Here is a 17,863-nt window from a genome sequence, read left to right as displayed (position 1 = left end):
CATTCAGCGTGATTGACCGAACAGGAAAGACTAACCGCACATGTTAGCGTTGATCATAAATTCATAAACATGGTTATCATAATGCTCGGTCAGTACATGTTTTATTCTCCATGCCGTCGTTATTACTTTTTCTAAAATATCCAAGCTATTTCATTTTCAATTTAATAATTCACTCTATATCTTTCATACCCTGATATGTAAATTTCATTACAATGTTATTAACATAATTGTAAATAACATATAATCTATGCAGCATTAATAAATTTGTTATACTTTACTAGTCAGTAAATACTTTTGATCAGGAGTTAACGATGAAAAATATTCTAAGCACTTACGTATATTATTTAGTTATGCTTGTTATTGTTGGCATCATACTAGTTAGTCTATACTTTACATACATATGGAACAATAACCAGTCACCCAATCAAGATAAATATCAAAATTTCGCTCAATTAAAATCAGATACAGTGAAACAGCGTGATTGGCAAAGAAATGTTAAAAAAACAAATAATAAAGATATACTTATTACTGCGATACATGGTGGCGGTATAGAACCGGGCACCTCCGAATTAGCTAAAATCATTTCTAAAAAAGGAGACTTTAATTTATATAGCTTTGAAGGCTTACTAAAATCAAGTAACAAACAATTGCATATTACATCTACCAATTTTGACGATCCTAAATTGAAAGAAATGACAAATCGTTCTCAAGAATCTATCTCAATACACGGATTTCAAGGTGATAAAGATATCGTTTATATCGGCGGCCAGGATAAAAAAATGGCGCAATCCATAAAAAAAGAATTAGAAAAAGAAGGGTTTAATGTAGAAAAAAGTCCAAATAATATTAATGGCCGTTCTTCTAAAAATTTCATCAATGAAAATGACTCAGGTTCCGGAGTTCAACTGGAGATATCTACATCTATTAGAAAATCATTTTTCAAAAAGGACAATTTAAACAGAAAGACGAGAGAAAACACGAATAAATACCGAAATTCAATTTATGATTTCGCTGAAGCCGTCACTAAAGGCATTCGTTCACAAACTTAAAAATTAATTTTTTCAGTTTACTTCTATCAATTAACTTGCTTTTTTTAATAATGAGTATAAAATACTCATTATTAAAATGCGAGGGACTTTAAAAATGAGACTATTAAACAAACCATTATATATGTATTTAATGTTGTTTTTATTCACCACAATCGTTGGCACCTTATTATTATATCTACCGGTCACAGGTGTAAAACCTTTAGATTTTGTAGACGCATTTTTTATCTCTGCTAGTGCATTTACAGTTACTGGCCTAGCGACTATAGATATATCTAGTCAATTTAATTGGTTAGGCGATACTATTATTTTATTACTTATTCAAATTGGTGGGTTAGGAATAGTCACGGTAACACTTTTAACGCTGATACTGATGCATCGAAAAATCAGTTTAAGAAACCGTTATTTGATTATGACAACCTGGAACATTGAAACACCTGGTGGCGTCATCAAATTGATTCTTCAATTCGTCGTTTATAGTATCCTTACAGAATTCATTGGAGCAATATGTATCGCACTATCATTTATTCCAAAATATGGCTTTGGTAAAGGGCTATTTTTAAGTGTGTTTACTTCAATTTCTGCTTTTAATAATGCTGGTTTTTCATTATTTAGTGATAATATGATGCGCACTGTTAATGACCCTATAATAACTATAATCGTTCCAATTCTTATCATCATGGGCGGTATTGGACCGCTTGTCTTTTTAGACGTCGCTACAACAAGAAAGTTAAGTAAATTAACCGTACACTCAAAAATAGTATTAACGACATATGTCATACTCATATTTATTGGTTCGGTTGTGTTTTACTTTTTAGAATATAACCATTCTATGATGCATTTATCATTTTTAGAAAAACTTGGCGCTTCATTCTTTCAGTCTGTTACGACACGAACTGCTGGTTTTAACAGTGTCGATATCGGACAAATCACACCACCTACTTCAATATTATTAATGCTTTTAATGTTTATTGGTGGCGCCCCTATCAGTGCTGCAGGTGGTATTAAAGTAACAAGTTTAGTCTTAACATTATTATTTATAAAAAGTACATTAAAAAACGAACAACACCCTTCTATTTTCAAAAAATCTATACATGACCATACATTAAAAACTGCTGTGGCCATTACATTTTCTGCCGGGACATTTGTTATATTTATCTCATTTATTGTAAGTTATTTGAATTCGGCAATACCTTATTCTAAAGTATTATTTGAAGTGATTTCCGCTTTCGGCACTGTTGGGCTATCGATGAATTTCACGACATTATATGATAGCCCAACGAAAATAGTCATTGTACTCACAATGTTAATAGGTAAAATTGGTATACTTACATTTCTCCAATTATTTATTACTGAAAAAAAGCAAAAATTTTATTATGCTAAAGAAAATGTGCATCTATAAAAAATGAAAACAGACCAGAAATTAGTTTTTAATTTCTGGTCTGTTTCTACTTCACATAAATATTCGTTTCAGTACAATCTAATCAAACCCTCATCACACTATTTTACTCTTCTTAAAATTGTTGATGTTATTGCACAAATCATTGTCACCAATACCAAAATATTCATCATTATCATATGTGTACCAGTTATTTCGAATCCTAAACTAAAGTTACCAGATTGACTGTTGGTAAAACCATTAACAAATATGATCGCTAATACGCTTATCGCACATAAAATACCAATCACATCAAAAAAGAATTTAACATATGGATATTTAATACCTTTAGTTAACATGCGTCTCACCTCAACTAAATTTAAAGTTACGAACTATATATCGTATGCTAACGATTTCCTAATTACGATTACATATAATGTATCACACTGCACATAATTATAAAATACTTAGAATTGTTGATGCCATGATCAAATCACTTCAAAATTGTTCTTTACTTTATACCACAAAGCATCATTCATTAACCAATTGTATTCTTTGGGCTAACTTTTTGATTTGTGCATTGTCTGTTGCATTAACTTCAACTGTTTCTACATCTTGCTCAACTGCATTTTTAGTGTCTTGATAAACATCCTCAGGGTTCGAAGATGTGCTTGTCTCCCATCTGTAAGGAATTTTTTTATAAATATTAATAGTTCCATCCCCATTACTACTATATGTTATTGAGCCACCCACTTTCATTGGCGCTTCTAATTTAACAACATCCTCAGGATACTTTGCGCTCTTTTCCGCATTTTCATTTACTGGTGACCCTTTTGGATATTTTTTGACATAAATATTTTTGACATCTTTAATCATACCTAGTTGATGCCAAACACGTGCGTATTCGATCTCTGAAGCACTTAAACCTGTTAAATAACTTGTACTATTATCGTCATTTTTCTTTTTTGAAACATTATCGTTTTTCTTTTTAGCTTTTGAATCTGTATTCTTGTCATTTTCAGCCGTTGAATCTTGAGGTAACGACTGATCCTTTTTTGCTTCACTTTGTTCTGTAGATTGTCGTTCCTCACGCTGATCATTGTCTTCATCTTGTTTGTTTGTATTACTGCTTTGCTCAACATCATCACTATTTTTTTCGTTGTTACCACATGCTGTCAAAATCACTGATAAAAATAACAATGACAGTATTAAAATGATTTTTTTCATTATCTATACCCACCTATGATTTTATATTATTAAAGTAACACGAAACTATGACGCTCACAATTATATTCAAAAATCATTTTTCAATGTATTAAAAAACGAGCATAGTCCATTAAGACTTGCTCGTTTATATGCAATACTTCTATTTTATTTTTAAAATTTGCCCTACTTTCAAACTATTAGAACTCAACTTGTTATCCTTTTTAATTTTATCTACAGTAGTACCTTGATTTTTAGCAACACTGTATAAAGTATCACCTTTTTTAACCGTATATGTCTTAACTAAATATAAAATTTGTCCTTTACTAATATTATCAGACTTTAAATGGTTCCATTTTTTTATGTTTGCTACACTCACTTTACTTCGTTTTGAAATATTATAAAGTGTGTCTCCCTCAACCACTTTATGTGAATCTCCAGTAATAGAATCACTTGGTGTGTTAGGATTTTTTAACTTTAATACTTGTCCTACAGAAAGTGTGTTACTCGTTAATTTATTCCATTTCTTAATATTATCTATTGAAACGCCACTTCTTCTCGAAATACTATACAGCGTATCACCTTTTGATACTTTATAAGTGCTACCAGTAATTGCTCCATCACTACTACCACCTGATAGAGATTTATAGTGTTTTTGTACTAAACTGTAAAACTGGTTCATATTATATCCCCATTGTCCGAAATAGCCAATCGGATCTGAATGGTCTGAACCACCCCAATATTGACTTACCGCATTGTGACTTATAATTGTGCCTGTCCCTTGATTATTGTCAGCAAGCGAAGGTTGTAGCCCATTGGCTTTCAACATTTTTGCGGTTAAATATGCTTGGTTATTAACTGATCTTGCAAAACCATCAAATGTGTTTGATCTTGTTAATTCAATTTGATAAAAATATGGATTAGCGTTAGCACCTGCACCCCAAGCTAAATATTGACTTGGCGCAGTCTGCACAATTTTATCGCTACCCGCATACGCATGTACAAATGCACTATTATAATTGTTGTACATGTAATTTACCTCACCATCAATTGTACTGTTTGGATTGGCCGTTTCATGAATTACTACACCGATATATTTGCCAGATTTATAATTATACTTGGGTAAGTTATTCATTCTAGAATCTTGTACGATTTTAGCTGGTTTTATATTATTATTTGCTATGTATGTATTTACATCTTGATATGCTCGATTTGCTGAAAAACTTCTCATTTCAGTATTTTGACGTTCACCATCTTTATTATGTAACTTTAAATCTCCTGGTGTTAATGCATTTTTCAATTGTTGCGGACTCATTTTTTGAGCTTTTTCATAATCAATGGCTTTACTCGTATTTTCTTTATTTTGTGTATCATTTTTCTTTGTATCCTGAGTGCTTTTATTTTCTTGTGCTGCCATTACAGTTTGTGACAATAATAAACTTGAAACCAACAACAATGAAACACTAAATCTAAACTTCATAACGACATCTCCTTGAATAAAATATTAATCCGTTTACTATTAAGTAGCAAAAATTTTCATTTACAAAACTTCTTTAATTCATTCTATATTAATATTGAATTAATTACAAAATGAAATATTATTTTATACTTCATATTAACGACATTTACCGTTTCTAAAACAAAATTAAAAGCCGTCGCTCACTTGAGCAACGACATTTTATTAAATATCTGTAAAAACACTAGACAGTATCGCAATCAAAGCCACCACTAACACAAGTACTAAAATGGAATCAATTTTTCTTTGATTACGTTGGTTCATAGGTTTTCTGAACTCTTTTAATGCTTTAAAACCTGCGATTAAAACAATAATTAAACAGACTAAATGAAATAACAAGGCAAACACAGCCATCACAATCACCCCAAGTCATATGAATAAGATTTTCAAACCGTATCACTACAAAAACCTAAAAATCTCTTATGAAAAGGTCATATTATTTATTTATCCATACCCTTTCTACTTATTAAACTAACGAGCACTTTTATTTTCTATTTAAAAATGTCAAAAACATTTGATATTTAGGCACATGTTTTTTATGTTGAAAATGAAAAATTTTCTACTCATGGAGGCTTCATTATGAAATTATTCATCATTTTTATTGTTGTTTTATTATTTACAGTCAGCTGGACGGACGATACTGTCACATAAATTTTTACCTTCAGAGATATCTGACCAAGCTAATCATCAATATGACGAAAGGCAAATTAAAATATTCACAGAAGTACTTGCTAGAACTTGCGTTTGGACAATACACGCCCTACTCTTAACATTTATATTGCGTATAATTAATGTATGGGACTTTAATCACAGCTTTTTTTCAACTTATCCAGAGCTATCCGTCATTATCATTATTTTCATATTAACGATTATGAACTATTTTTACGTAAAACGTAAATATACATAAAAGGAAGATAAAATGAAAAACAAAATCAAATATTATCGCAAGCAGAAGGCCATTTCCCAATTAAAACTTAGTCAAGCACTTGGCGTTTCTAGACAAACCATTAATGCGATTGAAAATAATAAATATGATCCATCATTATCTTTAGCATTTAAACTGGCATCAATGCTCAATACTACCGTTGATGATTTGTTTAGCTAATTAGCATTGATGCTAATACGTATCGCAAAATGTTTCCACTGACTTACCAAACGATTAAAATAACTTATCTAACATCATGTCCGGCACAATTTCTATAATACTTTATTTACTTGCTCTAAAATAGCATCGTTGGCTTTAAACATAATTATTTCAATATCAATTGATAAAAAGCTAAATCTAACCATCTGTCAAATTTATAACCGACACTTTTTATAGTTCCACATAATTCAAAACCATATTTTTCATGCAATTTAATGCTAGCAGTATTTGATGCGTCAATACCTGCAACAATTGTCTTATAATTTCTGTTTTTAATTTCTTCAATTAATTTAACTAAAAGTTGTGAAGCTACACCTTCATTTCTAGTTTCTGGGTCAACATAAATCGAATGTTCTACAGTATATTGATACGCTGGCCAATTTCTAAACGCACCATATGTTGCAAATCCAACAACTTGGCCATCTTTTAAATATACAAAAATGGGTTCAGCTTGCTCTAATTTTGTATGAAACCAAGTTTCTCTTTCTTCAATGGTTACTGGCTCATATGTATAAACTGCAGTCGTATTTAATATTGCATGATTATATATACTTAAAATCGATTGTAAATCTGATTGACGTGCTTGTCGTATCATATCGTTTCACCTCTATTTCATTGTATATTCAAAGTATATCTACAGCAAATCTATGTCATAAAACATAACAAAAACACTCACCATAACCCTAAAGTTATCTAATGAGTGTTTTTCATAAAAATATTTATATATGCACAAAGCACAAATAGTATTATTTATTAATAAATTGTAATTCATAAAGTTCTTTTTCATCATACGTATTAAATCTATCTAATTTACCATTTAACATGATTGTTTTTACTTTTCTACTAACGTTATGATAATAATTAATTCTAATATTTAAATTAGATTCATAACCATTATTTTGAATGGTACTTTGCAATTCATCAAAAACATCTTTATTAATTGGTAATAAATAACCTTCTTTACTTGGTAATATACTTACATATTTCTTTTGAATTACGTTATCTTCATTAAGAATAATTTCAATCTTAATATCTTTTGCTGCTCCGCCACCTAGATTAAAAATTTTCAAATAATCTTGGTGTTCAACAGAATCAGAACTTGTATTAATCATTTGTAATTGATTATCTTTATCTAAAGAAAGTAAAATTTGATTAAATCCAAGCGCAGGAATAAAACTTATTTTCATTTGGTACAGTTGTATTGAAACTGAAACAAAATAAAATAGTGCCATTATAAAAGTTCCAATAGAACCAATAGCTGAAATAATATTTATCATACTAAACCACCTTTATATTATCATTGAGAGATGGTCGTTGATTATCGTAATATTTTCACAAAAAAGATCATAATTTCTACCCGTTATAATAAAAATTTTTTCTAACTTTTTGTAAGTCGATTTATCTTAATTATTTTTTTCTTAGCGCACTAATAATAAGTGAAGCGATAAATATAAATACAATTGAGCCAATCAATGCAGGGAAAATTGGTACGCCGCCCCATACTGGGCCCCAAGTACCAAGCAATCTACTACCAATCGCAGAACCAATTAGACCAGCAACAATATTACCAATGATACCTCCTGGAATATCTTTACCTACGATAGCACCTGCAATCCAGCCGATAAGGCCACCTACAATGATCATTATTATAAAACTCATATGCATAAACTCCTTTTTATTTGTATATTTTTAAACACATGAATATTACGATAATCAACATGAAAATACAATACCACAATTACTTTATTTACGTAAATGGTAATCAATGTTTTTAAATACAAAAAGACCCCTAATAAAAGGGGCCTTATAACGGGAGTTATGAATCTTCTGCATGCCCAAGGGCACACAGAAAACCCATCTCCTCATTTTCGCACACCCGTGGGCATGCAAAACTAATTATAAAACTACGTGACAGTAATGTAAATCTTAAATTTGTAACATGTGCTTGATTTCATCTTATAATTTTATTTTTTCATTTAATGCAATAAGGGATTATAACTATAATGATAGACAGCTATATTATAAACTTATCTATATGTATCATTGAATTTGATAGCTTTCAAAACATTGATTTGATGCAGTTTTTTGTTTCAAAGCACTATACTTTTTACCTAAATATAGCGCTAGAAAGAGATTGATTTATAAAAAGATGGCTAATATCTTCAAAATCATTCCAAATCTTCTTTTCAAATAACACAAAAATATGATGTATGACTTTATTCATTATTATGTTTTTCTTTTATCATTTCAGAAGGTACTGCAAATACAAATAGTAAAATAAATAATATCAATGCTAAATGAGGAATATCTTCAAGAAAATACCATCTTAAATTCCAATCAAACATCATATTCGCATATTTAACAATATACTTACTAAACAATAAAATAACGCATATCCATACTAAAACATCTAAAATCTTAGTGATAAGTTTCATGTATAGCCCCCTTATAAGTTATAAAAAATAAACGCTATAATTACAATAAAGAGAAAATCAAAAATGATTTTCTTGATATTTTTTTCCATAACGTGTGGTATCGCACCTATGATTAAACTTAGTATAGTAAGTATACCAGACCCGTTAACAATATAGTCCAGAAATTTCCATTCAAAGATCAAAGCTAGAATCAATGAGGCAAATACTAAGATCAAAGCTACTATGCCAAAAGTGTTTGCTATCACTTCTATTGTCTTATATTTTTTCTTATTATTTTCATGATTCATAAAATGCCTCCCAAATGCAATATGAACATTCATTTTAAAATACTTATGATTAGTATTTATGTTTTTTAAATTTCTATGAGTGGACTATAAAGGTAGAAAGCACTTTAGTTAAGCCTTTTAACGGTTACTTTTCTTTGAAATTTCAATACTTTTATAAAGCAAAAAGCCTGCATTTAAAACAGTTATTATTGCAAAAATCACGGTAAGAAAAACATTAAGATGATTGAATGTACCAAAAGCAAATAATAATACTAAAATTATATTCATAAAATTAGCAATCATAAAACTCATATCCATATTATTTCTCAAATTTCTCACTCCTGTTGAACTAATACTTTTAGAAAAATATTTCACTCGTATTTACATAAATTTATATATTGAGTTAATTTATTAATAATGTGCTGAATTATCCAAATGTCTCTATATTTCTTTAATACACTATCTACACTTAGTAATTATCTTCTCTTTTAGCTCTTAATGCCTTAATCATGTAATAGATATTTACTGTAGTCACAATTAAAGCACCAACGCCAACTGTAATAGAATTATTGTAAAATGAATAAACAGCAAATATGAGCGCACCTATAAATATAACAAATGAAACAATTATCTCAATATTATTCCACATATAATTACCCCTTTTTGTTATAATATTATTTCAATGCTAACATACTTTTTATAAAGCATATGTTGTATCCATCAAAAAGTAAAAATTTTAAATTCATATATATATGATTTAAGCAATATGATACTTAAATACATCAAAGTTATACGAATAAATAGCAACACCCCCAAAGTATTCTAGGAGTTGACATAATTTGAATAGATTAATTGATGATATGGGTTTTTGGTATGAAGGACATACACTATCTTATCCTTTGATATTTGCAGATTGCACAGTTACATATAGTATTATGGAATTAAAAGTACTTTTAGAATATTATCAAAAAGATTCATGGTGGAAAAATTATACTATTGCACTCATGGATTTCGAGTCAAAATACAATAATGCTGGGTAGTTCATTACAAATTTTTGAATCCAAATTTTAAAAATAGAGAATCAATATCTGAGGGGTGAAGAAAGTGAATAAGAGAATGGCTATACACCATACAATTAATATCATTTTAATGATAACACTCATAATTTTTAATTATACAAACATTAGTGGATTTACCACTTCATTAATATTAGCAGTACTTTTTATAGGTAATGCAATTTTATTAATACGGGCTAGTACGAAAAAAATAGAAAAAGATGGCGTTACGATAGATGATTATAACAAGAAGTAATATAACTTTACGAGGAGTGTTATGATGCAATTTGGCAAATATAAAATTGATGAATTTTACCTAATCGTGATTGTCGGATTTTTAATAACATCTATTTTTGTACCATTCATGCTCATTTCAGTGGTGTTAATGGTTATTTTAGGATTAGAAAAAGATGAATAATATATAAAAGGAGATGGGTATCATAGAATTCAATAATTGGACAGTTACAATTAATGGCAAAGGATCATATAATATAGTCAGAGACGAAGATACACTAGTTATTTTAGAAAACTATCAACACGTTGCCCTATATTTAAAATTGGAAAATGATGCTATAAAAGTTAAATCACTAAGTTATGGAAATGATGTATCGTTTAATGTTGATACAAGAGAAATCATTGTAAATGTTACAAATTTATTAGATGATGACGATTAATCTAAATCATCACTATACAAACTTCAACAATAATGAAATTATAGAAAGTTCACTTAAAATACACTTATTTAAAATTAGTAATTTCTTACCCTTGAGCAAAGTTTAATGCCCTTTCCAAAAATATAAAACACACAAAAATAACCCCGTAGGTATATGCCTACGGGGTTTTCAGATACAATATCTATTATTGTTCTTCTTTTATATGCTACTTTTCATGAATAATCATTAATGTTCTAAATACTGTTATTAAGCCATTTTATAGTCTATGTTTTTATATTGAAAGTCCATGAACATTCACACTATTTCGCAACTTTGCGAACTTTTTGCGAACAACATTGAATTTCTTTAGAAGCAAGTCTGTTCTTATATTTAAATAAAATACATTTTTTCATAATACACTTTATTACTTTTTTGATATATACTTAAAAAAATTGTAAAGGAGCAATAATTTGGATAATACTCTCTTAACATTAACTAGTGGGATAATTTCTGGTGGAGTTGTCGCTATGATAAACCAATTTTTTTCTTTCAAAAAATTATCAAAAGAATTACACTCGGAAAGAGAAAAAGATAAAGTTGAATTCAATCGAAGAATTAAACTAGAAACATATAACTATTTAATAACCAACAAACTAGAAAGAATTGAAATTTTGCAAGATCAAATAATCGAAAAAATTCGTTACACAAATGCCGTTTTTGAAATATACAACAGTTTATTTAAATCTAAATTGCCTAATTGTACTATATCAAATGAAGAATTTGAAAAAACTGAATCTAAAATTCTTTCTCTAGAACAAGGTAGTAAATTAGTAGAAAAAGAAATTAATAAAAACATAAATTATTTCCCAGAACTTAAAAAAACTTATAATAATATTAATGGACAAGGAATGGTGTCTTTAGAGTTATCAATACAATTAGTACAACCTCAACATATAATACAAAACTTCAATGGAAAAGATGAGTTTTCAGAAGAAGTTAAAAGATATCAATTTTTACATCAAAATTATAAAGATACAGTATTTAAGTTTATTGATTTAATAGATTTAACTCATGAAGATATTATTAATACAATTAATATCAACGATTAATACCAAAAGGATCGTATTCTTAAACCCACTCCTCAATTCAGAGGTAGTGGGTTACATACTTTTATTTAAAAACCTTTACGTTTAATTTGTCTGTATACAAAGATGATTGCAACCATTAAAGTTATGCTATCAAGTACCTTTATAAAAATTGAGCCAAACTCTAAAATTTCAATTTTAAAAATTGCACCTATTATAGGTAAGAAAATATTAAAACCTATTAATACTAATAAAATTGCTAATATTACTTGTTGTGATTTAGGCAATACAAACACCTTCATTTCTTATTATATAAAAGCTAAATATTAATATTAAGAGAAACCCACTCCACAAATCTATGGAGTAGGCTAAATATTTATTTAAATTGCCTTAGTGTAAAGAAATATTAAACAGAAGTATTTTCATTACTTTTTATTATTAGAGTTAGAAGAAAATAAAAATGCACCAAAAAATAATAATGGGAATATGGCAAATAAACGTATGTTAAAAGAATTATCATCAAAAATAATTGGCAAAGAAATATAAATTATAAATGTTATTACTAAAAATATTAGATAAATTTTTTTATTATTACTCATATGTAAAACCTACAAAACAATTGCTATAAATGCTCTAGCAACGACATATGCAAATTGTTTATTAAAACCAAACTTATTAGTTAACCCATTCGCTATACCATCTGCTAAGTTGCCTTCAAAACCTGTTAAAATATCACAAAATTTATTAATACTTTGATAATGGAACATAACGAGTTTAGTACCAGTTGTATTTTCTATTTTCTTTACCAATTTGTTCCATGCCTTTTCACCGACCTTATTTACAGTAGCTCTAATTGCTTGTGCTCCTGCTTTTGCAGTCATTGTGGCTTTGCCTCTTTCAGCTACACCATCTCTATAATTTTTCACTTGCCCTTTTAGCCTTTCAGCAACTGCCGGATCTTTAAAATCACTTTTACTATTATCAATCTCTTTTAAGAGTGCATCACCAATCTCTTTTCTTTGATTCATTTCTTTATCTATTTCACTTATAGTTTCAGCATTAGCTTTACCAGAATCAATAGTAAAATATACAGGACCAGATAGAATCGCAGTAGCTACACTAGCAGTTAATATTTTTTTAATTTGCTTATTCAATATTAAATCTCCTTTTATATAATAATTCTCCCAAATTACTATATAAATAACATCCCCAAAATAAGTTTAACAAAATTAAAATTCATTTCAATTAAGGTAGTGTAAAAATTAGTTTTTTGTTGTGTATGAACGATAGCTCCTCAACATCTATAAACCTCTAACACTACATCCATTAAACAGTAATAACACAGTATCATTCCAGGAACTAACGTTCATTTTTACATTGTTAACAATTAAATATTTCCATGCTATTCTTATACAAAAAGGTGATTAATAATGAGCTTACCTGTTGCGATAATATTAGGAATCATTGTTATACCTGTATACGCTTACTTTTGGGCATCTATATATCGTTGGGAAAATAATAGACGGGTAAAACGTAATAACTTCAAACCGATGACTAAAAAGTTATTCTATTGGAATTTATTGGTGCATAGTATTATTGCTGTAATTTTCGTTATTATTGCAATCTACTTAAGTTATTTTAAATAAGTTACTTTAAAACCTTATTACTGATTAAACAAGATATTTCTATAAATACCAACTTTTTGGGAATGGTATTTTGATAAACTTGCGCTTTTACATTTTTTGATATTGTCAATTATTATTTTTTTACTAATGCAATCAGACTTTTTGTGTTTTGGTTATCTAGCCATATTCTAATAATAGACAGATGCTCCATTTTAGTGCATTAGCTCGTAAATTAACAAAATGCTAGAAAAGTTTTGTTGACCTCTTCAATTTTATGGATTTTAAAATTCAATGATCAAACAAAAATCCAATAAATCGTACCCAATACTTACATAAAGGAGCGTTATTATGGATATACTTATAGGAATCATAATCAAAATAATAGATATAATTGTAGCTATAGTAAGCATATTTGAACAGGAAACATCAAAGTTATTGAGTAAGATGTTTAGACGCAAGGATAAGAAAGTCGATGAGAAAAAAGAATAGCAGCAATAACTGTGTCCTATCATACGTACGCAAAATATAATAATACCTATTACGTTTACAAAGGGGTATCGCTGTGGAGTACATTATAGGTATAGTAATTAAAGCAATAAGCTTCATATTAAGTACAATGCTCGATGGTTACTTGTATTTTAAAGAGTTCATTAAAGAGAGAAAAGAATAAGGATTAACCATTTACTACGTGTCTTTTCACACGAACGTCCTATTTTATGGTTGCGAGATACATAATGAAATTTTAATTAAATATCGTTGAAAGGGGAGTAGGTAATGAACAAGCCATTGTATATACATCACATAATTAATCTTGTCCTATCGATACTCCTGTTAATATTAGATTATTTCAATACTATTAATTTGACTGTGGCAATATTACTTATCCTTTTAATTTTAATAAATTCTATTTTATTACTAATTGTTTCCAGAAAAAAAGAAGATAAGATGATACACAAAAATTCTAAAACGTTCAAATCAGAAGACTTATCATCTTTACCTATAATTATATTTTTTATCATTTTATCAATTCATAATATATTAACTAAAGATAGTATAATCTTTTTGAGCTTTTCAATACTCAGTTTAATTGTTTTTATACTTATTCTAATATTAGAAATCAAATCATATTTAAAACGCAGAAGAAATGATAAGGAAAGTAAATAAAGGGAAGGATATTATGAAAATAGGTAAATGCAAATACGATTACAACTATTTAATTATGTCCATACCACTTTTAGTAGTATCTATATTTGTACCAGCAGTTTTTGTAGTATTTGTAATTTGCTTAATATACGGATTTGAGAAGCGTAAATAGGAGGAATATTATTAGATTCGGTAAATATAAAGTAGATGAAACGTACTTTGTTTTCGCAATGACATTTCTAGTATTATCTATTACCATAATGCCTTTATTTTTGGTTATTAGTATATCTTTTTTAGCATTTAGCTTTAAGAAAGAGAAGTAGTAAATAACAAGGAGGAATTAAAGAATGCAGTTTAATAATTGGAATGTCACTATAAATGGAAAAGGTTCACATGATGTCGTTGTTAATGACGATACATTATTAATTTTACAAGGATTTCAACGCGTTGAAATAGCGTTAAAAATAAAAAATGATTTCATGCAAATAAAATCTTTAGGCTACAGCGAAGATGTAAGTATCAACCCTGTTACAAAAGAGATAACTGTTAATGTCGCTAATTTATTGGAAGATGACGAATAGTTCTGAAAAAATGAACAAGTCAAAGTTTGATTTATTAAATGACAAATGATTTTCTTCATGGGTAAATCGTCTCCCTTTATTATTTTTATATGTAGAGATAACAAATGAATCTACTACAAGAATTATATTATTAATTGGTTTGTTTTTAATTATGTATTTTGGAAGTTAGAATTTTCACATCCTGCCTTTTTCGATCCAAACGCACAAAAAATACCCCGCAAGCCTTAGCCTACGGGGTTTTCAGATACAATATCTATTATTGTTCTTCTTTAACATATGGTAATAATGCCATATGACGTGCACGTTTAATAGCTAAAGTCAACATACGTTGATATTTAGCTGAAGTACCTGTTACACGACGTGGTAAAATTTTACCGCGTTCTGAGATAAAACGTTTTAATAATTCTGTATCTTTATAGTCGATGTGTGTAATTCCGTTTGCTGTGAAATAACAAACTTTTTTACGACGACGTCCGCCTCTTCTTGGTCCACCTGCCATGGTAACTGCCTCCTTTTAAAATTTTTTTAGTTTTATACGTTCATTATAATTAGAATGGTAAATCATCATCACTAATATCAATAGGGCCGTTTGCATTTGCAAATGGGTTATCTGATTGATTATTGTTTGATGGATTATTGTTGTTATTGTTTTGATAAGAAGACGTATTTTGTCCGGATTGTTGTCCACCAAAATTTTGGAAATTATTATTTCCTTCTTGAGCATGACGCTGATTTTGGTTTTTAGGTTCAAGGAATTGAACGCTATCACAGACAACTTCAGTTACAAATATACGACGACCTTCTTGGTTTTCGTAGCTACGTGATTGAATGCGACCGTCAACGCCAGCTAGACTACCTTTGAATAAGTAGTTATTTACATTTTCTGCTTGTTTTCTAAAAACAACGCAGTTAATGAAATCAGCTTCGCGTTCCCCTTGCGCATTTGTAAACGTACGATTTACTGCTAGAGTAAAAGTCGCAACACTCACGCCTGAGGGTGTTGTTCTATATTCTGGATCTTTCGTTAAACGACCGACTAAAACAACTCTATTTATCATTTAAACGACCCCCATTTATTATTTTCTTGTCTTATCTTCGTCTTCACGAATTACGATATAACGGATGATATCGTCTGTGATTTTAGCTAAACGTTGGAATTCGTCAGTCGCTTCATTGTCTTCAGTTTGGATACGTACGATGTTGTAGTAACCTTCACTGAAATCATTAATTTCATAAGCTAAACGACGTTTGCCCCAATCTTTAGTTTCTAAAACCTCTGATCCGTGAGAAGCTAAGATACCGTTGAAACGTTCAACGACAGCTTTTTTAGCATCTTCTTCAATGTTCGGACGAACGATGTACATAACTTCATATGTTCTCATTTTATAATTGCACCTCCTTGTGGTCTATGCGGCTCACCATCTTTGTGGTAAGCAAGGAATAATTTTCATTACTCACAATCAAGAATTATAGCACAGAGCTTTACATTTTACAATGATTATCAGACGTTCAAATTGACATTTTTATCTCATGTTTCATATGAAACATTTCATTACCTCAGCATCCTACAACTTGCAAATTCACGCGACATTCCATCTAACTCATAAAATATTATATTCCTTTTTAAATGATTATAAATAAATTTAAAAGTTATTTCAGATAAACTTGATAAATCATTTTAATTCTAATAGCATATCATATACGTTCTTGATTTATATCATTAAAATCAAAGGACATGTTTACATAATTCAAAATTAATCAAAGGAGATTTATATGACTTCAGTTATTAAAAAAGGATTGCTGTCCATGAGTGTCCTATTTGCAACTACAATAACATTTAATACTGTACATGCAACTGAAAATACAGCAAGCGAAAAAGGAACCATGGGATATGGCTATCAAAAGTATATTGAAAAACACCCTGAAGAAAAAAATAATGAAACTCAAGAAAGTGCCTTTCGTTCAAACCCCAATACAACCGCTACTGGTGAAAGGGTCTTAGATATTTCCGAATGGCAAGGTAAGCTTTCAGCACAACAAGTCAAAGATTTAAAAGCAAATTATGATTTCATTATTATTCGTGCACAATATGGTTCTGAAAAAGTCGATGCAACATTAGAACATAACTCAAATTTATTAGATAAATATAACTTGGACTTTGGTGTTTATTCTTATAGTATGTACGAAAATCCTGATGATGCCAGATATGAAGCGCAAACTTTATACAATCGTGCACCTAAAGCCAGTTTTTATATCAATGATTTTGAAGAAAATACTGTGACATCGGGTACCGCTGATGAAAGTACAACTGCCTGGTATGACAAAATGCGTAGCCTTGCTGGAGATAAAAAAATCTTATTTTATTCATATGAAAACTTTATGAAAGAACATGCTTCAGAATCAGTGGGACAATATGATGGTTATTGGCTCGCTAACTATAACCAAGAGCAACCAACACAAGAACATGTGTTATGGCAATATACAGATAGCTATGCTTCACCTGAATTAAACCAAAATGTCGATGCAAATTATACGGGACCTGGTGTAGACACATCATGGTTTACATCTTAAGTTTTTCATCGCAGCATTCATAATGCTATTTTGATAAGTAAAACTTAGTACAACTAATGTCATGTCACTTTTACCTTTAACCAATATTCGTATCACCGTTTGTATTTATTCATACATCAAGGATTAAGAAGTATATATAGTTAAAATTTTAACCTTATGCCA

At 29.2% G+C, this 17,863-nt stretch carries 27 protein-coding genes; 11 read left to right on the top strand and 16 right to left on the bottom strand.

Features of this window, described 5'->3' with window-relative positions; all coding sequences use genetic code 11:
- Nucleotides 1-311 precede the first annotated feature (311 nt).
- Nucleotides 312-1,049 carry a poly-gamma-glutamate hydrolase family protein gene (locus AB1J10_RS01445; RefSeq protein WP_046207069.1) on the top strand — a complete coding sequence of 246 codons (738 nt, stop codon included), beginning with the start codon at nucleotides 312-314 and terminating at the stop codon, nucleotides 1,047-1,049.
- A gap of 94 nt (nucleotides 1,050-1,143) precedes the next feature.
- Entirely contained in the window at nucleotides 1,144-2,448 is a 1,305-nt protein-coding gene (locus tag AB1J10_RS01440; protein WP_046207070.1) for a TrkH family potassium uptake protein, read from the top strand.
- 98 nt (nucleotides 2,449-2,546) lie between these two features.
- Here the strand turns inward: AB1J10_RS01440 and AB1J10_RS01435 are convergent, their stop codons facing one another.
- The 4 genes from AB1J10_RS01435 to AB1J10_RS01420 all read right to left on the bottom strand — a co-directional run bounded on the left by AB1J10_RS01435 (nucleotide 2,547) and on the right by AB1J10_RS01420 (nucleotide 5,497).
- Nucleotides 2,547-2,783 carry a hypothetical protein gene (locus tag AB1J10_RS01435; RefSeq protein WP_046207071.1) on the bottom strand — a complete coding sequence of 79 codons (237 nt, stop codon included), beginning with the start codon at nucleotides 2,781-2,783 and terminating at the stop codon, nucleotides 2,547-2,549.
- 172 nt (nucleotides 2,784-2,955) lie between these two features.
- Nucleotides 2,956-3,651: a hypothetical protein gene (locus AB1J10_RS01430; RefSeq protein WP_046207072.1), complete on the bottom strand. Its 696-nt coding sequence runs from the start codon at nucleotides 3,649-3,651 to the stop codon at nucleotides 2,956-2,958.
- Nucleotides 3,652-3,790: 139 nt separating this feature from the next.
- Nucleotides 3,791-5,107, bottom strand: a complete 1,317-nt coding sequence (locus tag AB1J10_RS01425) for a LysM peptidoglycan-binding domain-containing protein (RefSeq protein WP_070038385.1) — start codon at nucleotides 5,105-5,107, stop codon at nucleotides 3,791-3,793.
- Nucleotides 5,108-5,308: 201 nt separating this feature from the next.
- Nucleotides 5,309-5,497: a hypothetical protein gene (locus AB1J10_RS01420; RefSeq protein ID WP_046207074.1), complete on the bottom strand. Its 189-nt coding sequence runs from the start codon at nucleotides 5,495-5,497 to the stop codon at nucleotides 5,309-5,311.
- A 565-nt stretch (nucleotides 5,498-6,062) separates the two neighbouring features.
- Between AB1J10_RS01420 and AB1J10_RS01415 the strand changes: the two genes are divergently transcribed.
- Nucleotides 6,063-6,248, top strand: coding sequence for a helix-turn-helix transcriptional regulator (locus AB1J10_RS01415; RefSeq protein ID WP_070038390.1), 186 nt, complete (start codon nucleotides 6,063-6,065; stop codon nucleotides 6,246-6,248).
- Between the two features lie 145 nt (nucleotides 6,249-6,393).
- Here the strand turns inward: AB1J10_RS01415 and AB1J10_RS01410 are convergent, their stop codons facing one another.
- The 7 genes from AB1J10_RS01410 to AB1J10_RS01380 form a co-directional block, all read right to left on the bottom strand.
- Nucleotides 6,394-6,882, bottom strand: a complete 489-nt coding sequence (locus tag AB1J10_RS01410) for a GNAT family N-acetyltransferase (RefSeq protein WP_064209641.1) — start codon at nucleotides 6,880-6,882, stop codon at nucleotides 6,394-6,396.
- 151 nt (nucleotides 6,883-7,033) lie between these two features.
- Nucleotides 7,034-7,564, bottom strand: coding sequence for a hypothetical protein (locus AB1J10_RS01405; protein ID WP_046207078.1), 531 nt, complete (start codon nucleotides 7,562-7,564; stop codon nucleotides 7,034-7,036).
- A 130-nt stretch (nucleotides 7,565-7,694) separates the two neighbouring features.
- Complete coding sequence (locus AB1J10_RS01400) at nucleotides 7,695-7,946, bottom strand: GlsB/YeaQ/YmgE family stress response membrane protein (protein WP_064209642.1); 252 nt, start codon at nucleotides 7,944-7,946, stop codon at nucleotides 7,695-7,697.
- Nucleotides 7,947-8,503: 557 nt separating this feature from the next.
- On the bottom strand, nucleotides 8,504-8,722 hold the full coding sequence (elxI1, locus tag AB1J10_RS01395; RefSeq protein ID WP_046207080.1) for an epilancin biosynthesis-related protein ElxI1: 219 nt from the start codon (nucleotides 8,720-8,722) through the stop codon (nucleotides 8,504-8,506).
- 11 nt (nucleotides 8,723-8,733) lie between these two features.
- A complete protein-coding gene (locus tag AB1J10_RS01390) occupies nucleotides 8,734-9,009 on the bottom strand; it encodes a hypothetical protein (RefSeq protein ID WP_070038393.1) in 276 nt (91 codons plus the stop codon).
- A 117-nt stretch (nucleotides 9,010-9,126) separates the two neighbouring features.
- Complete coding sequence (locus AB1J10_RS01385; protein WP_052722062.1) at nucleotides 9,127-9,318, bottom strand: hypothetical protein; 192 nt, start codon at nucleotides 9,316-9,318, stop codon at nucleotides 9,127-9,129.
- Between the two features lie 139 nt (nucleotides 9,319-9,457).
- On the bottom strand, nucleotides 9,458-9,637 hold the full coding sequence (locus AB1J10_RS01380) for a hypothetical protein (protein WP_064209644.1): 180 nt from the start codon (nucleotides 9,635-9,637) through the stop codon (nucleotides 9,458-9,460).
- 190 nt (nucleotides 9,638-9,827) lie between these two features.
- On the opposite strand from AB1J10_RS01380, the gene AB1J10_RS01375 reads away from it, so the two are divergent.
- The 5 genes from AB1J10_RS01375 to AB1J10_RS01355 all read left to right on the top strand — a co-directional run bounded on the left by AB1J10_RS01375 (nucleotide 9,828) and on the right by AB1J10_RS01355 (nucleotide 11,805).
- Complete coding sequence (locus AB1J10_RS01375) at nucleotides 9,828-10,028, top strand: hypothetical protein (protein ID WP_046207083.1); 201 nt, start codon at nucleotides 9,828-9,830, stop codon at nucleotides 10,026-10,028.
- A gap of 64 nt (nucleotides 10,029-10,092) precedes the next feature.
- Complete coding sequence (locus tag AB1J10_RS01370; protein ID WP_070038395.1) at nucleotides 10,093-10,299, top strand: hypothetical protein; 207 nt, start codon at nucleotides 10,093-10,095, stop codon at nucleotides 10,297-10,299.
- Between the two features lie 24 nt (nucleotides 10,300-10,323).
- A complete protein-coding gene (locus tag AB1J10_RS01365) occupies nucleotides 10,324-10,461 on the top strand; it encodes a hypothetical protein (RefSeq protein WP_164996913.1) in 138 nt (45 codons plus the stop codon).
- Between the two features lie 22 nt (nucleotides 10,462-10,483).
- Nucleotides 10,484-10,717 (top strand): hypothetical protein, encoded by a 234-nt coding sequence (locus AB1J10_RS01360; protein ID WP_064209647.1) that lies wholly within the window; start codon nucleotides 10,484-10,486, stop codon nucleotides 10,715-10,717.
- Nucleotides 10,718-11,223: 506 nt separating this feature from the next.
- Nucleotides 11,224-11,805, top strand: a complete 582-nt coding sequence (locus AB1J10_RS01355; protein WP_133170629.1) for a hypothetical protein — start codon at nucleotides 11,224-11,226, stop codon at nucleotides 11,803-11,805.
- 65 nt (nucleotides 11,806-11,870) lie between these two features.
- Here the strand turns inward: AB1J10_RS01355 and AB1J10_RS01350 are convergent, their stop codons facing one another.
- Together AB1J10_RS01350 and AB1J10_RS01345 are read right to left on the bottom strand one after the other, a co-directional pair.
- Nucleotides 11,871-12,077, bottom strand: a complete 207-nt coding sequence (locus tag AB1J10_RS01350; RefSeq protein ID WP_241957786.1) for a hypothetical protein — start codon at nucleotides 12,075-12,077, stop codon at nucleotides 11,871-11,873.
- 312 nt (nucleotides 12,078-12,389) lie between these two features.
- Nucleotides 12,390-12,935: a hypothetical protein gene (locus tag AB1J10_RS01345; protein ID WP_070038403.1), complete on the bottom strand. Its 546-nt coding sequence runs from the start codon at nucleotides 12,933-12,935 to the stop codon at nucleotides 12,390-12,392.
- Between the two features lie 276 nt (nucleotides 12,936-13,211).
- Here AB1J10_RS01345 and AB1J10_RS01340 point away from each other — a divergent pair, with 276 nt between their 5' ends.
- A complete protein-coding gene (locus tag AB1J10_RS01340; protein WP_064209655.1) occupies nucleotides 13,212-13,427 on the top strand; it encodes a hypothetical protein in 216 nt (71 codons plus the stop codon).
- Nucleotides 13,428-14,896: 1,469 nt separating this feature from the next.
- The gene (locus AB1J10_RS01335) at nucleotides 14,897-15,130 is read left to right on the top strand and encodes a hypothetical protein (protein WP_064264443.1); all 234 of its coding nucleotides are present in this window, start codon (nucleotides 14,897-14,899) and stop codon (nucleotides 15,128-15,130) included.
- A 256-nt stretch (nucleotides 15,131-15,386) separates the two neighbouring features.
- On the opposite strand, the gene rpsR is transcribed toward AB1J10_RS01335, so the two are convergent.
- Genes rpsR through rpsF form a run of 3 tightly spaced genes read right to left on the bottom strand, consistent with a single transcriptional unit; the run spans nucleotide 15,387 to nucleotide 16,512 of the window.
- Nucleotides 15,387-15,629, bottom strand: a complete 243-nt coding sequence (gene rpsR, locus AB1J10_RS01330; RefSeq protein WP_042737618.1) for a 30S ribosomal protein S18 — start codon at nucleotides 15,627-15,629, stop codon at nucleotides 15,387-15,389.
- A gap of 49 nt (nucleotides 15,630-15,678) precedes the next feature.
- Nucleotides 15,679-16,188, bottom strand: coding sequence for a single-stranded DNA-binding protein (ssb, locus tag AB1J10_RS01325; RefSeq protein WP_046207091.1), 510 nt, complete (start codon nucleotides 16,186-16,188; stop codon nucleotides 15,679-15,681).
- Between the two features lie 18 nt (nucleotides 16,189-16,206).
- Nucleotides 16,207-16,512 (bottom strand): 30S ribosomal protein S6, encoded by a 306-nt coding sequence (gene rpsF / locus AB1J10_RS01320; RefSeq protein WP_019469843.1) that lies wholly within the window; start codon nucleotides 16,510-16,512, stop codon nucleotides 16,207-16,209.
- Between the two features lie 391 nt (nucleotides 16,513-16,903).
- Between rpsF and AB1J10_RS01315 the strand changes: the two genes are divergently transcribed.
- Nucleotides 16,904-17,701 carry a GH25 family lysozyme gene (locus AB1J10_RS01315; protein ID WP_064209658.1) on the top strand — a complete coding sequence of 266 codons (798 nt, stop codon included), beginning with the start codon at nucleotides 16,904-16,906 and terminating at the stop codon, nucleotides 17,699-17,701.
- Nucleotides 17,702-17,863: the final 162 nt, after the last annotated feature.

The sequence above is a fragment of the Staphylococcus cohnii species complex 1663 genome (assembly GCF_041008415.1).
GTDB classification, from domain to species: Bacteria; Bacillota; Bacilli; order Staphylococcales; family Staphylococcaceae; genus Staphylococcus; species Staphylococcus ureilyticus.
Note: the sequence above shows the minus strand (reverse complement) of the source record. Positions and strands in the feature narration are given on the sequence as shown.